Genomic DNA, 15,928 nt, shown 5'->3' with positions numbered 1-15,928 from the left:
AATTAATTAAAAACTATATAAAATGTTACAGATAATTGAGTTAAAGGAAAAAAATATTGTTGCAACAAAAGCTTCGGGCAAATTGAGAAAAGAAGACATCGAAAAAATCCATCCACTTATCCACGCTATACTGGACAAGGGGATGAAGGTTCGTTGGTATTTTGAGATGGACAATTTTACGGGTTGGGACTTGCCTAGTTTATGGGAAGACCTCAAAATGGATACGGCCCACGCCAGAGACTATGAAAAAATAGCAATGGTAGGAGATAAAAAATGGCAAGAATGGATAACCCAATTTATGAAGCCTTTTACCAACGCCGAAATTAAGTATTTCAATATAGACCAAAAGGAAGATGCCAAAAGTTGGATTGAGAGCCAGTAAGCTTACTTCCGTAAAAGACAGACGATGAATAAAAAGAATATTCTTATTACCATACTAATTGGGTTTGCCATAGGTGTTTTTATCCTTCAACCTTTGGGGATAACAATTTTCACGATTAGCAGTCAGAATTATGAAATTAATTGGTGGCAATATTTAATAAATAATTTCATTGAAATTGTGAATATCAATGGGAATCAAATTTTCGAGAATATTCTGTTTGGACTATTAGGTGCAAGTGTTGCTCTGATGTATTATTTCGGTAAAAGAGAAAAGGATATAGATAATAAATAGCGGTAAGTGGTTATGTGAAAGAGTGAAATTTTTTATTTAAAATAAATTAAGTGAAAACTTAATTAATAGTAGGCAGCTTTTATGATGCTTCTTAAAGCAAAATGATTAATAGCATTAAAAGCAAAAGTAGAAGCTGCTATTTTTTAATTATACAATTAAAGATGGATATTATGAATGTTAAACATTGTATTTTAATAATCTTGTTGGTTAGTTATTATAAAGTAAACGCCCAAAAAATTTATACAACTGAAGAAGGTCATATTATGATGATGACTTTGGTTAACTCTAAACCCGTCAAGGCAGAAAGCCATAAATTGGCCTTATATCTTGATTATGATTCCAAAGTGGTTAATGGTGTATTCGACCTTAAGACTTTATCAACAGATATTCCTGAAATCAATACCATTTTACAACAGCAGGAAGCCCCTTTGATGCTTCGGTTCACGGGCACTATTCCATCACAGGATTTTTTATCAAAACGGCACGACCCTATCAACTTTAATTGGCTGATAGATGTTACTTATCAAGGAAAATCCTTTAAATCACAATTTAAAGCAACCATTACCCATATAGAACAAGGAGTAAGTATGTCCTGCTTGATAAGTGCAACCGGACAATTATTGGTTTCAAATACTGGTTTGGATTTCTTAATAGAGGGTATCGATGATACCATAGAAGTGCAGTTTGCGCAATTGGTGTTGAGATTGGAATAACTGTGAATTAAAATAAAATTATTATCAAACTAATGAAAAAAAAGAAAGTCAATTTAAGAGATTTGAATAAAACTTCTTCAGATACTCACAAGCGCAATGATGCCCACAACCAAAGCAGCGCAGAAAGCATAGTGAAATTTAAAGTTTATGTACCAGCAATTTTCAGCTTTGTAATGCTGATTGCGGGTATTGCCGTCGATTTTTTCGATGCCTTCCCATTTTTCACGGGTTGGGTCCGAATAATTTGGTACGTTGTAGCCTATATTCCCGTTGGGTTTCCCGTTATTGTTGAAGGTTGGAAAAGCATCAAAAATGGCGATTTCTTTACCGAGTTTTTATTGATGTCCATCGCAACCATAGGTGCATTCGCCATTGGCGAATATCCCGAAGGTGTGGCAGTAATGTTGTTTTATGCAGTAGGCGAATTGTTTCAAAGTGCCGCCGTTAAAAAAGCCAAGGGAAGCATCAAGGCATTACTGGATGTACGACCTAATGAAGCCCTCGTCTATAGAAACAACAATTATGTTTCTGTAAATCCCGAAACCGTTGCTATTGGCGAAAAGGTGCAAGTCCGTGTGGGCGAAAAAATTCCTTTGGATGGTATTTTATTGTCCGAAAAAGGCTCGTTCAATACCGCAGCATTAACGGGCGAAAGCAAACCTGACACCATTGCAAAAGGAGAAAAAGTATTTGCTGGAAGCATAAACTTGGACGGTGTAATTGAAATAGAAACTACCAAAGAATTTAAGGATAGTTCTATTGCAAGAATTTTGGATATGGTGCAAAACGCCACCGCACGGAAATCAAAGACCGAATTGTTCATTAGAAAGTTTGCAAAAATCTATACGCCTATCGTGGTATTCTTGGCAATTGCCCTGACATTTCTACCCTACTTTTTTGTGGACGATTATGTCTTTAGCGATTGGTTATATAGAGCCTTGATTTTCTTGGTTATTTCCTGTCCTTGTGCTTTGGTTATCTCTATTCCGTTGGGCTATTTTGGTGGATTGGGAGCAGCTTCAAAAAATGGTATTCTGTTCAAAGGCGCATCTTATTTGGATGAAATGACGAAGGTAAATACCGTAGTTATGGATAAAACGGGAACGGTGACCAAAGGTGTTTTCAAGATAAAAAATATTGTTTTAAGGGATGGGTCATTGAGCGAAGCCGAAATGATGAAATACCTAATAGCGATGGAAGAACAATCCACCCATCCCATTGCCAAGGCCATTATGGAATATAAAGCTGATGGCAAAGATTTTCAAGCTTCCGAAGTAAGTGAAATAGCAGGAAAAGGCTTAAAGGGAACAGTAAACGGCAAAACCGTATTGGTTGGGAATAAACCATTGATGATTTCAAACAATATCGAAGTTCCATCTGAAACCGACAACATTGTAGAATCTATCGTGATGGTTTCCATTGAAGGCAAATTTGCAGGCTATGTAATCATTGCAGACGAGCTAAAGGATGATGCACACGAAGCCATTGAGCAAATTAGGGAATCAGGAATTTCCAAAATCATAATGCTTTCAGGCGATAAGGATTCCATTACGCAACAAGTCGCAAAAGAAATGGGCATCGATACCGCAAAAGGCGGATTGCTTCCAGAAGATAAATTGAAGGAAGTCGAAAAACTAATGTCCGAAAACGATAACAAAGTGGCGTTCATTGGCGATGGCATCAACGATGCGCCAGTTTTGGCAGTAAGTGATGTAGGTATTGCAATGGGTGGTTTAGGTAGCGATGTCGCCATTGAGACCGCAGACGTTATCATCCAAACAGACCAACCAAGCAAAATTGCCAAGGCAATTAAAATAGGACGTTCAACCAGACGTAGTGTATATCAAAATATTGCGCTTGCTTTTGGAGTAAAAGCTGTGGTACTTATTTTGGGAGCAGGCGGTCTGGCAACAATGTGGGAAGCTGTATTTGCAGATGTGGGAGTGGCTTTGTTGGCTATCTTAAATGCTGTTAGGTTGCAGAAGATGAAGTGGAAATAATCAAAAACAATGTATCAAAAACAGAGAAATAAAAGAAATAAAAAGGTTAGTAAATCATCGAATAACAAAATCACAAAAAAAAGATAAGTTCTTTGGGGTTCTTGCAATAGTTTTTGTGGTAATAGCCGCAATCCTATTATACTTTTTGTGTTAAAAGGGAATATTCATAAGCATTGATTAACTGCGAGAATATAATTTTTGGGGTTACAGCAGATGAAGTGGAAGTGGTTGATTGGTTGGTTGGTTCATAGCAAAAATGATATTCTATGTTAGAAAATAGACGAAATAGACGAGATAGACGAAATAAAAAAAACACTAAAGTACCGTCTGTAAAAAATAGCATTACCAAAAAAGATAAAATAATTTGGATTGGTATTCTAATCGTTGTTATCCTGTTAATCTGCTTTGTACTGTTCTTACAGTTCCTAAAGTATTTTATATCTGTTTAGATACAACGCTTTTGCAATAGATGAACCGAATTCAGCAAATTCTACAAATCATTCAGCAAATAACATAATACATTAAAGTCTTTTAATCCTGAAATTTGCAGAGTACAAATTAGAATAGGACTATGGAGACAATTAACATATTTGAAACCAAAGAAAAGAGCCATAAACAAGGAATAAAAGAATCATTCCCGGTTACAGGAATGACCTGCGCATCGTGTGCAGCAAGCGTTGAATCTGTATTAAAACATACGAAAGGCGTTTTTGATGCAAGCGTAAATTTTGCCAATAGCTCTGTTCTTGTAGAGTACGACAAAGAGTTGAGTCCTAATCAACTTCAAAATGCACTTCGCGAAGTGGGCTATGATATTATCATTGATGCGGAGAATCCTTCGGAAGTACAACAAGAACTACAGCAAAAGCACTATCAAGACATAAAAAATCGCACTATTTGGTCAGCCATTCTTACGCTTCCAATTTTTGTATTAGGAATGTTTTTTATGCAATGGGAACCAGGTAAGTGGATTTCTTTACTATTGGCTTTCCCTATTCTATTTTGGTTTGGTCGTAGCTTTTTTATCAATGCTTTCAAGCAAGCCAAACACGGTAAGGCGAATATGGATACCTTGGTGGCCTTGAGTACCGGAATTGCATTTTTGTTTAGTGTTTTCAACACCTTTTTTCCTGAATTTTGGTTGAGTCGTGGTATCGAGCCTCACGTCTATTATGAGGCGGCTACTGTCATTATAACCTTTATTTCCTTGGGGAAACTCTTGGAAGAAAAGGCAAAATCCAATACCTCTTCAGCCATTAAAAAGCTGATGGGTTTACAACCCAAAACGCTAAAGATTATTGAAAACGGGGAAGAAAAGGAAATTTCTATTTCGGCTGTTCAAGTAGGTCAGACGATATTGGTACGTCCAGGAGAGAAGATTCCTGTGGATGGAGAAGTTTCCAAAGGAAGCTCTTATGTTGATGAAAGTATGATTACGGGAGAGCCTGTTCCTGTAGAAAAAACAAAGGATGAAAAAGTTTTCGCAGGAACGGTAAACCAAAAAGGTAGTTTCCAGTTTACTGCCGAAAAAGTAGGTGGAGAAACCTTGCTGTCCCAAATCATTAAAATGGTTCAGGACGCACAAGGAAGCAAAGCGCCTGTTCAGAAACTGGTAGATAAAATTGCTGGAATATTTGTTCCTGTCGTTTTAGGTATATCTATTATTACATTTATTGTTTGGATGTCAGTTGGTGGCGAAAACGGATTTTCTCAAGCTTTATTGACTTCTGTAGCTGTATTGGTAATAGCTTGTCCTTGTGCATTGGGGTTGGCGACCCCTACCGCCATAATGGTGGGTATCGGAAAAGGTGCTGAAAATAATATTCTTATAAAAGATGCCGAAAGTTTAGAACTCGGTTATAAAGTGAATGCTGTCATTCTTGATAAAACTGGCACAATTACGGAAGGAAAACCTTTAGTAACTGATATATTTTGGAGGGATAAACTTGAAGATCAAAATCAATACAAGCAAATTCTTTTGGCAATAGAAGCACAATCAGAACACCCTTTGGCAGAAGCGGTAGTCAATCACTTAAAGGATGAGAATATTGGAAAAGCTGAAATGACTTCTTTTGAAAGCATTACAGGCAAAGGTGTAAAAGCTCAAACAGAAAATGGTTCACAATACTATGTTGGAAATCATAAACTAATGCTTGAGAAAAATATTCAAATCGATACTTCCTTGATGCAAACAGCAGAAAGTCTTGAAGAGCAATCGAAAACAGTCATTTTCCTTGGCAATGAAAAAGAGGTGTTGGCGATACTCGCTATTGCAGACAAGATTAAGGAAACTTCAAAAAAGGCCATAGCAACGCTTCAAGAAAGAGGCATTGAGGTCTATATGCTTACGGGAGATAATAATAAAACCGCAGCTGCTGTCGCAAAACAATTAGGGATAACAAATTATCAAGGAGAAGTAATGCCTTCTGAAAAAGCCGCTTTTGTTGAGAAATTACAAGGGGAAGGAAAAATAGTTGCTATGGTTGGCGATGGTATCAATGACTCCCACGCTTTGGCACAAGCCAATGTGAGTATCGCAATGGGTAAAGGTTCAGACATAGCAATGGACGTCGCGAAAATGACCTTGATAACATCAGATTTGCAATCCATTCCTAAAGCGTTGGAACTATCAAAAAGAACCGTATTGGGCATACGTCAGAATCTATTTTGGGCGTTCATCTATAATATTATTGGAATCCCAATTGCGGCAGGAGTTCTGTATCCAGTAAATGGGTTCTTATTAGACCCAATGATTGCAGGAGCAGCAATGGCATTCAGTAGTGTCTCTGTAGTTGCAAATAGTTTAAGACTTAAACGAGTAAACCTTTAATATTAATTATAAATTCAAATACGATGAAAACTTTAAAATTTAAAACGAATATCAATTGTGGTGGTTGTGTTTCAAAAGTAACTCCTTTTTTAAATAAGCAAGAAGGTGTTGAAAGTTGGAAAGTGGATACCGCCAATCCTGATAAAATTTTAACCATAGAAAGTGATGGTGCTTCAGAAGAAGATATAAAGACAACATTGCAAAAAGTAGGCTTTAAAGCTGAACCTGTGGATTAATTCCTCTTTCAATATGGCTTATGTTTTAATTTAGGTTGTGATTCTCCTGTTTGTTATTCATTTTTATCGAAAAGCAAAACGTCGGAGAGTCCAACCTTTTCCATATCATTGGCACAAATTATTGTTGGAGAATGTTCTTTATTATAGAAATCTTTCTAAAGGCAGGCAACTTGTTTTTCAACAGCGAATGATGCAATTTTTGAGCGAAGTCTATATTGACGGAGTGAAATTGGAATTGGAAGAGCTCGATAAAATTCTAATTGCTGCGAGTGCGGTAATACCCGTGTTTGGCTTTAAAGAATGGCATTACACCAATTTAAGCGGAATACTTTTATATCCAGATAATTTTAATGAGGATATGCAATTTAGCAGTAAGGATAACTCACGTAATATTGGAGGAATAGTCGGGAACGGACGTTTTGAGAAGCAAATGATTTTATCAAAGAAAGCGTTGTATCACGGTTTCAATAATACAACTGATAAAAGCAATACTGCAATCCATGAATTTGTACATCTTATTGATAAAATGGATGATAGAGTAGATGGAGTACCAGAGCGGTTGTTAGAACATCAATACACTATTCCTTGGTTAAATTTAATCCACAAAGAAATGGAGGCCATAAATGACAACAAATCTGATATTAGAAAATATGGAGGTACAAATCAAGCTGAATTTTTTGCGGTAGCTTCGGAATATTTTTTCGAGCGTCCAGATTTACTTAAAAGGAAGCATCCAGAGCTCTATAAAATGTTGGTAAAATGTTTTAATCAGAAATTGGTCAAAGTTAATTAGAGGGATTTTAATCGAAAAAATTAGAAGTGAAAGTGAGTTGGATTTAGAGTCTTCAGAATTGCTTAATTTATTGTTAGAACGCTGGGTTTAGTTGGCATTCGGCCTCTTAACTTTAATCGTTGGGATATTATTTAAATACCCTTCTGTTCCTAATTTTTTTTTTTCAAGTTCAAATCAGCTCATACTTTTTTTTGAATAAAAACATTTTTTTTCCTTAACAGAAGCAAAATAGATATCTGTATTTTTTCTTATTCCCTACTATCTACTTCCCCACATATTACACTATTATTTCTTCATTTTCAACAATGATATTTATCATGATTTATTGGCTATTTATTGCCCAAATTTGCATCATATTATTAAAGCATACTATTATGGTAACCAGTAAAAATATTACTAAAAATCTATTGAGCCTATTGGTTATGCTCATCTTATCGACGCCACAAATTTATTCACAAACCTATAATTTGAATAACCAGGATTCTAAACTTACTGTTTCCGGAACCTCAAGTCTACATGATTGGGATATTGATGCCAAACAACAAAAAGGTCAAATAGTCTTAAACTTTACAAATGAATTAAAGATCGAAAAATTGACCCTTGAGGTTACGTCTGAAAGCCTTAAAAGTGGTAAAGGCGGAATGGACAAAAACGCTTATAAAGCCCTAAATACAGAAAAACACAAATCCATTATCTTTCAGCTCACTGAGGTAAAAGAAATTAAAGCTTCAGGAAATGATAACTATAAAGTTGAAGTCACTGGAAATTTGACCATAGCTGGAGTGACTAAGAAACAAAACATAAGCTTAGACATACTCGCTACCTCCAATAAAGTGACTTTAAAAGGCAAGAAAGCCTTTAAAATGACTGATTATGGCATAGATCCTCCTAAAGCTCTTCTTGGCACTATTTCTACCGGAGATGAAGTAACTATTAAATTCAATACCATTCTAAATAAATAATAAAATAAATTAAACATATAATTATGAAAACAATTATTAAAAACTCAGCAATCGCATTATTACTTCTTGTAGGAGTTCATACTTACGCTCAAAAAAACAATCGAAGTCTTGACAATTACAGAGAACCAGACAAAAGCGGAATTAATGTTTTTGAAGCTTCAAAAGATATTATTTCTACGTTTGAAAATGTAAAAGTGAGAATTGGTGGCTCATCTACCCTTCAGTTTCAAGCGGTAGATCATGAAAACTCTGGAGCAGTTGATTTGATTGCAATCGGTTCAAATTTTAACTTGGCGACAGCAAACCTTGATTTGGATGTGGCACTATATGATGGAATTAGAATGCATTTGCGCACCTATTTGTCATCACGAAACCACCCAGAACCTTATGTAAAAGGAGGGTATTTTCAAATTGATAAGCTTGAGTTTATAAAGCCAGGTTTTATGGAAGATATCATGAAGTACGCTACCATTAAAGTTGGACACATGGAAAACAACTATGGAGATGCGCATTTCAGAAGAACTGATAATGCTCAAGCAATTTATAACCCTTTTGTAGGAAACTTGATCATGGATGGGTTTACCACAGAAGTAGGTGCTGAAGTTTACTATCAACGTGATGGATTCATCGGAATGGTAGGTTTTTCTAACGGTAAATTGAATCAATCTGTGGATAAACCTGATACGGGTGGTGCTTCATTTTTAGCGAAATTAGGTTATGATAAACAAATTAATGATGATCTACGATTCAGATTGACTGGCTCTATATACAACACAGGTAAAGTTGCCAATTCATACCTTTACAGTGCAGATAGAGCAGGCTCTAGATATTATTTAGTGCTTTCACCTACAACTGCAACAACTAAAACTTCTTTTAGATCTGGTCGCTATGACCCAAGGTTGAGCAATCAGATAACTGCTATCATGTTTAATCCTTTCATAAAGTATAAAGGATTGGAGTTCTTCGGAACAGTGGAATCAGCAAAAGGAAAAGGTGCTGCTGAACCAGAAAAAAGAGTTGCAAATCAGTATGCTGCTGAATTGATCTATAGATTCGGTAACACCGAAAACTTCTACCTAGGTGGTCGTTATAACCAAGTAGATTCTGAGGATATCAGTGGAAGTGATGTGGAAATTTCAAGATTTCAATTAGGAGCAGGCTGGTTTATGACCAGAAACATTCTCCTTAAAGCTGAATATGTCAATCAAAAGTATGATGGTTTCAACGTTGGAAGCATCCTTAATGAGGGCAAATTCAATGGATTAATGGCTGAGGCTGTAATTAGTTTCTAACAAACAGAGAATTGTTAATAGTAACTAACCTCATTTATTTAGTAGTCACTAAATGAATGAGGTTTTTTTGTTGGTAAAATGTTTTAATCAACCGACGCCCCCTTTGAGAAAAACCAATTAATAAATTTTTAAATTAGTCAAATTCCTGTGCTTAGCTAATTCTGCGTAACAGTGATCTTCATTTCAACTCTCAATTAATCCTTTCCATTTTTTCTCTAAAACTATTCAGTCCCGTCTCATTATTCCCGATTATTTCAGCTGCGAGGATATCCTGATCAGGTAGATTGTTTAAATATAGAACTAGATAAGTACAAGATTAGAAATAGAGTAGAAGTTTTAAAAGGAATTAGCGAGAAATCATAGAAACTTTGATGAAATAGCCATACGCCTAATTTTATTGAACTATTGCAGGGTATTTAGGCTGAATAACCATATTTTCGCTCATTAAAATAAATTAAAAGACAAATTTTATGAAAGAACTTATTGAGAACATGCAAAGCACTTTTGAATCATTTGAAAGTGACGCTAAATCGCAGTTAGAAAGCGGAAATAAATCAGCGGGAACAAGAGCTAGAAAATCGTCATTGGCATTAGAGAAACTATTGAAGGAATTCCGTAAGGTTTCCATTGCGGAATCAAAGAAATAAGCATTAAGAACGTTGTGAAAATTCTAAGCAAAGCAATTAGAATTTTAATGCTTCTTATAATCCAATTACAATCACAAACCCCTTCAAACCTGGAGGGGTTATTTCTATAAAAAATTTAAATTTGGCCCCCAACCCCTTTAAACTTCTCCACAAACGAAGCTATCTTTTGAAAAACATTATGCTTTCTTGTCAAATACTGTGGATTCAAAGGACTCATTTTCGGCAAAATAGCATTGAGTTCTGTCCCGTGTTCACTGGCAAATTCCCGCTTTAAAGAGGCAAGCAGATAGCGTTTTGCTTCTTCCTCATTTAGATTTTCATCTACAATTAATTCTGTAGCCTCGGATTTCTGTTTTTCTTGGGCATAGGAAAAGAACGCATCTATAATGCTCGCTTTATCTTGAATGCTGTCAAGGTCAGTATCATTAATGAAATCAACTACTAAACTCTCTTTTGCTCTGTTGCCTATACTTGCACGAATCACCCGACGAACCTCTTCAGTTAAAGACGCTTTATCTTTGGTCTCTTTATTTTGCTCAAATATCAATTCAAGAATATAATCCAGGTTTATTTCTTGCGATTTAAGCAGGTCAATTTCAAAGACTACATCATCCCAATCAATAGTTGATTCTTCTGCTTCTTTTCCTTTTTTCTGCTCTCTTAACCAATCGCGGATATCATTATAAGTAGATCGATAATCCTGCACAGTTCTTTCAGGCAACATTTCAATCTTTTGCATGGAGGCTATATCCTCATCTGTTATAAAATGTTTTTCCTTAAAGGTTTCAAGAGCTTCCTTATCGTTAATGTCTATTTCTTGAAGTGCTTTAAGATGGACAAATTCGTCGTAATTCTGTAGTATGTTTTCAACACGCAGGTATTCTCCAAAGAGTTTTGTAAAATCCTTTTTATCTGCCTCGGTAGCTATTTCGTCAGGATCCGGAAACCTTTCATTCAGTTCCTTAACCACTTCTGTATAACCTCTTCGCGCTTCCCCAGTGACAATATCTGTAAAGCCTTCCAAATATTCTTTATAGCTCTTTTCAAGGACTACATTTTTGGTGTTTTTGTCTCCAAATAATGTAATGGCATCAATGGTAGCTTTTTCCAAATCACGGAAGGTAATGATATTACCAAAGGTTTTGGAGGCGTCAAAAATACGGTTGGTACGCGAAAAGGCTTGCATTAAACCATGATAGCGCAGGTTTTTATCTACAAATAATGTGTTGAGCGTAGGTGCATCAAATCCCGTTAAGAACATACCTACTACAATAATCAGATCAACCTCTTTATTTTTTACACGTTTTGCCAGATCGCGATAATAGTTTTGGAATGCGTTACTTTCAACGCCAAAACTGGTTTTAAATAGGTTGTTATAATCTTCAATAGCTTTAGTTAAAAACTCTTTTGCACTGCTGTTCATGGCAGTAGGCTCAAAGCTTTCATCCAATATTTCACCTATGGCACTTTGCTCTTCGTTGGCTGCAAAGGAGAAAATCGTCGCTATTTTTAATGGCTTATCGCTTTCCTTTTGTAAATTATTTAATTCCTCATAATAAGCCTTTGCCGCATCTATGCTACTCACTGCAAACATGGCATTAAAGCCACTGTTTCCACCTTTGGTTCTATGTGTTTTCTGTCTGTAATTCTGTAAAATGTATTGAGATACTTCTTTGATACGAGCAGGATGAAGCAAAGCTGTTTTGTTTTCGGCAGCACTTAGCTTTTTTTCATCGATTTCGGTTTCTATTCCTTTAAACTGTGGACGTACATCGTTATAATCCACTTTAAACTTTAGCACTTTTTCATCTCTAATGGCATCCGTGATAACGTACGAATGTAATTCACGACCAAATACACTTGCTGTGGTTTCGGATCCTAAAGCATTTTGAGCGAAAATCGGCGTTCCTGTAAAGCCAAATTGATAATACTTTTTAAATTTCTTTTTAAGATTCTTTTGAGCTTCTCCAAATTGGGAGCGATGGGCTTCATCAAAAATGAAAACTACCTGTTTTTGATAAATGTCTAAATCATTTTCACCTTTCATCAGGTTATTCAATTTCTGAATCGTGGTGACAATAATCTTATTGTCATCTTTTTCAATATTCCGCTTTAAGCCTGCAGTACTGTCCGAACCATTCACACTATCCGGAGAGAAACGTTGATACTCTTTCATGGTTTGATAGTCCAGATCCTTACGGTCTACCACAAAGAATACTTTATCAATAAAATCCAATTGTGTGGCGAGTCGTGCCGCTTTAAAACTGGTGAGTGTTTTACCCGAGCCAGTGGTGTGCCAAATAAAACCGCCACTTTCAGGTTTAGACCAAGTTTTCGCCTGATAGGAACTTTCTATTTTCCATAAGATTCTTTCTGTAGCTGCAATTTGATACGGCCTCATAACAAGAAGTACATCACTTGTATCGAATACCGAATAATTGAGAAGCACATTTAATAGGGTGTGTTTCTGAAAGAATGTGGCCGTAAAATCTTTCAGGTCTTTAATAAGCGTATTATCCGCTTTTGCCCAGTTCATGGTAAAATCAAAGCTGTTTTTATTTCGCTCTACAGTATTAGCAAAATAGCGGCTGTCAGTACCATTGGAAATAACAAAAATCTGTAAAAACTTAAATAGAGAAGTATTGCTATTAAAACTCTCCTTGGTATAACGGTGTACTTGATTAAAGGCTTCGCGGATTGCCACCCCCCGCTTTTTTAATTCTACCTGCACCAAAGGCAAGCCGTTAACTAAAATAGTAACATCATATCGATTGGCATTGGTTCCCTTCTGTTCAAACTGCGAAATTACTTGCACTTTATTCCGGGCAACCTGCTGCTTATCTACCAAGTAAATGTTTTGAATATGCCCATCATCAAAAACAAAATCGTAAATATAATCATCGTGCAGTTTCCTGGTTTTATCCACAAGGTTATCACTTGGCTTATCCAAATATTCCTCCACAAAACGCGCCCATTCGCCATCTGTAAACACCATATTATTGAGTGTTTGCAATTGCACCCTAACATTGGCCAGCATGGCTACAATAGAAGTAAGATGGGTTGGATTTTCATATCCCTGATTGATTAAATCCTGAATGAATTCCCGCTCCAATGCCGCTTCTGTTTGATAGACAGCAGATGCTTCTTGCGCCTCTGAATACTTGGTGTATTTATCAAGAACGATGAAATTATTGGTTTCCGCTATGCTTTTGTAATTACTCATTGGTGTTCTTGTTTTGGAAAAGTTAACAACAAATCTCGGTAGTATTCGTACTGTTTTTTACGTAACTCTATCTCCTTAGGCAAACCTTCAGCTATGGAACTGGTGAGCGTGTCAAATTTATCGAGAATGGAGACGATGCGGGCTTGTTCTTCGAGGGGTGGGATGGGGATTTTATAATTTCTTATGATACTTGAATTAAGATCTCCTCTTGCGCCTCGCCCTAAATTTTTAAGATTTTGATAGTTTAGATAAACCCAATGAAAAACATATCTATAAAATGCTTTTTTTGGATCTATATCTAAACATAAACAGTGTTGATTAGTAGTTAATGGAATTTTGTTAATAGCCGAACGTCCTGCAGTAGCTCCTGAAATAGCTATTATTACGCAATTAACAGGAATCCATTTTGCTGACGTGGTTTTTACAGCGAAATCAGTGATTTTCATTTCTGTACTTTCGATATCTACGAATCGAACCTCTTGAGTTCTTAGCCAAGGAATTGTGCCATTTTCATAATATTTCGGATCACCTGCTTTAGGAGTACTTCCAGAATATGATTTCTTAATAACCTCCCCCAAAGTCTTCCACTCCACTTCTCCCTCCTCAAAGCGCAACAACTCTTCTCTATAAAAACTATACTGTTGTTTACGCGCTGTAAGCTCTGCCGTAAGCTCTGCTGTAAGCTCTGTAAAGGTATCGAGAATACGAACAATTTCTTTTTGAACAGAAATGGGTGGGATTGGGATTTGAAAAATTTGCATTTGATTTTTTGAAATAGCAGGAATTCCCCCTTTTTGCTGACTACCAATTAACTTGTTTTCATTTATTTTTAAATAGTAGTAAACAAACATCCAATCCACAATATTTAGATCCAATATACCTATTGAATAACAGCTGTTACCAGCCCAATATGGCTTAGAAATACGATTTACAAAACCTGCATTTGCACCTCTCGCACTAACGATTATTTTATTTCCCGTATTATTGTATCTATGGTAGTATCCTGTTGGGGAAATCCCCCCATTATATACAGGGAACTCGGCAGCTTCATCTTGACTGTCTTTTCGTACAAATTCACCAATGGTTATAGTAGCAATTGCATCTAAGGTTTTCCACTCCACCTCAACACCCTCCAATAATTTCTCTATATAACTCATGCTTCAATCTCCTTTACAATTTCATCAATATCCGCACGTAGCTTGTCAATCTTCGCCACTGTTTTGGAAATCTCTGCATTTAACTCCACAATATCAACAAACTCCCGCGTATCTTCTGCCTCCACATAAGAAGTAACCGACAGGTTATAATCGTTTTCAGCAATTTTGTCATTGTCCACCGAGACTGCTATGTGATCCACATCTTCTTTGGTATCAAATAACTTCATAATCTTATCAATGTGTTTATCGGTCAACACATTGGTATTGGTTGCTTTTTTGAAAAAACCCTCGCCACTTGCATCTATAAACTGCGTGGTATTATCGGTCTTATTTTTAGAGAGCACCAGAATATTTACCGCTATAGTCGTTCCGAAAAACAGATTCGGCGCTACAGAAATTACGGTTTCTACATAATTATTATCTACTAAATATTTTCTTATTTTTTGTTCCGCACCCCCACGGTAAAAAATACCCGGGAAACTAACAATCGCCGCTCTTCCTTTGCTGGATAGATAACTTAAGGCGTGTAACACAAAGGCAAAATCGGCTTTTGATTTAGGAGCCAGCACCCCGGCAGGTGCAAAACGATCGTCGTTTATTAAAGTAGGATCGTCACTTCCTATCCATTGTAGGGAATAGGGCGGATTGGACACAATGGCATCAAAGGGTTTATCGTCGCCCAACTGGGGATTAAGAAGCGTATCACCCAGAACGATATTAAATTTGTCATAGTTCACGTTGTGCAAAAACATATTCATACGCGCCAGGTTATAGGTGGTATGGTTTATTTCCTGCCCAAAGAACCCTTCTTCAATAATATGGTTGTCAAAATGCTTTTTGGCTTGCAACAGCAAGGAACCCGATCCTGCTGCCGGATCATATATCTTATTGACGGAAGTCTGTCCGTGCATGGCCAATTGCGCAATGAGTTTGGATACGTGTTGCGGTGTAAAAAACTCACCTCCCGATTTTCCGGCATTGGCGGCATAGTTGGAAATCAGAAATTCATAAGCATCACCAAAAAGGTCAATTTGATTGTCCTCGAAATTTCCAAAGTTTAATGCTTCTATACCTTTTAAAACTTTGGCTAACCGGTCGTTTTTGCCTTCAACCGTATTTCCCAATCGCGAACTGGTCGTATCAAAATCGGCAAACAATCCTTTTATATCAGGTTCGGATGGATAACCATTGGCAGAACCTTCAATCGCGTCAAAAATGGATTTTAAATCGGTGTTTAGATTCGTATTGGTATTTGCTGTTTTGGCAACATTCACAAAAAGCTGACTCGGATAAATAAAATATCCTTTTGTTTTAATGGCATCCTCTTTTATTTCAGGTGTTATGATATGATCAGACAATTCTGCATAATTAATACTCTCATCGCCTCCTTCTATATAAGTTG

The 15,928-nt window shown here is 36.4% G+C and carries 13 protein-coding genes; 10 read left to right on the top strand and 3 right to left on the bottom strand.

The window, feature by feature from the left end:
* The first annotated feature begins 22 nt into the window (after positions 1–22).
* The 10 genes from G6N06_RS18450 to G6N06_RS18405 all read left to right on the top strand — a co-directional run bounded on the left by G6N06_RS18450 (position 23) and on the right by G6N06_RS18405 (position 10,146).
* Entirely contained in the window at positions 23–382 is a 360-nt protein-coding gene (locus G6N06_RS18450) for a SpoIIAA family protein (RefSeq protein WP_045079533.1), read from the top strand.
* A 24-nt stretch (positions 383–406) separates the two neighbouring features.
* Positions 407–673: a hypothetical protein gene (locus tag G6N06_RS18445; protein ID WP_110473888.1), complete on the top strand. Its 267-nt coding sequence runs from the start codon at positions 407–409 to the stop codon at positions 671–673.
* Between the two features lie 170 nt (positions 674–843).
* The gene (locus tag G6N06_RS18440) at positions 844–1,386 is read left to right on the top strand and encodes a hypothetical protein (protein ID WP_163518180.1); all 543 of its coding nucleotides are present in this window, start codon (positions 844–846) and stop codon (positions 1,384–1,386) included.
* 32 nt (positions 1,387–1,418) lie between these two features.
* Positions 1,419–3,386 (top strand): heavy metal translocating P-type ATPase, encoded by a 1,968-nt coding sequence (locus tag G6N06_RS18435; RefSeq protein ID WP_163518179.1) that lies wholly within the window; start codon positions 1,419–1,421, stop codon positions 3,384–3,386.
* A gap of 571 nt (positions 3,387–3,957) precedes the next feature.
* Positions 3,958–6,216 carry a heavy metal translocating P-type ATPase gene (locus G6N06_RS18430; protein WP_163518178.1) on the top strand — a complete coding sequence of 753 codons (2,259 nt, stop codon included), beginning with the start codon at positions 3,958–3,960 and terminating at the stop codon, positions 6,214–6,216.
* Between the two features lie 23 nt (positions 6,217–6,239).
* Complete coding sequence (locus G6N06_RS18425; RefSeq protein ID WP_163518177.1) at positions 6,240–6,452, top strand: heavy-metal-associated domain-containing protein; 213 nt, start codon at positions 6,240–6,242, stop codon at positions 6,450–6,452.
* 37 nt (positions 6,453–6,489) lie between these two features.
* Entirely contained in the window at positions 6,490–7,245 is a 756-nt protein-coding gene (locus tag G6N06_RS18420; RefSeq protein WP_240338106.1) for a M90 family metallopeptidase, read from the top strand.
* Between the two features lie 374 nt (positions 7,246–7,619).
* Positions 7,620–8,207 carry a YceI family protein gene (locus G6N06_RS18415; RefSeq protein ID WP_163518176.1) on the top strand — a complete coding sequence of 196 codons (588 nt, stop codon included), beginning with the start codon at positions 7,620–7,622 and terminating at the stop codon, positions 8,205–8,207.
* Between the two features lie 23 nt (positions 8,208–8,230).
* Complete coding sequence (locus G6N06_RS18410) at positions 8,231–9,499, top strand: hypothetical protein (RefSeq protein WP_163518175.1); 1,269 nt, start codon at positions 8,231–8,233, stop codon at positions 9,497–9,499.
* A 470-nt stretch (positions 9,500–9,969) separates the two neighbouring features.
* Positions 9,970–10,146 carry a BF3379 family histone-like protein gene (locus G6N06_RS18405; protein ID WP_163518174.1) on the top strand — a complete coding sequence of 59 codons (177 nt, stop codon included), beginning with the start codon at positions 9,970–9,972 and terminating at the stop codon, positions 10,144–10,146.
* Between the two features lie 115 nt (positions 10,147–10,261).
* Here G6N06_RS18405 and G6N06_RS18400 read toward each other — a convergent pair whose 3' ends face one another.
* The 3 genes from G6N06_RS18400 to G6N06_RS18390 all read right to left on the bottom strand — a co-directional run.
* Entirely contained in the window at positions 10,262–13,369 is a 3,108-nt protein-coding gene (locus G6N06_RS18400; protein ID WP_163518173.1) for a type I restriction endonuclease subunit R, read from the bottom strand.
* Positions 13,366–14,526, bottom strand: a complete 1,161-nt coding sequence (locus G6N06_RS18395; RefSeq protein WP_163518172.1) for a restriction endonuclease subunit S — start codon at positions 14,524–14,526, stop codon at positions 13,366–13,368. The genes G6N06_RS18400 and G6N06_RS18395 overlap by 4 nt, the downstream gene beginning before the upstream one ends.
* The coding region (locus tag G6N06_RS18390) for a type I restriction-modification system subunit M (RefSeq protein WP_240338105.1) at positions 14,523–15,928 on the bottom strand (1,406 nt) is incomplete at its 5' end. The genes G6N06_RS18395 and G6N06_RS18390, both read right to left, overlap by 4 nt.

Source organism: Gelidibacter japonicus, from assembly GCF_010725055.1.
In the GTDB taxonomy this organism is placed as follows: Bacteria; Bacteroidota; Bacteroidia; order Flavobacteriales; family Flavobacteriaceae; genus Gelidibacter; species Gelidibacter japonicus.
The sequence above is the reverse complement of the archived record's forward strand: the minus strand, read 5'-3'. Positions and strand labels throughout refer to the sequence as shown.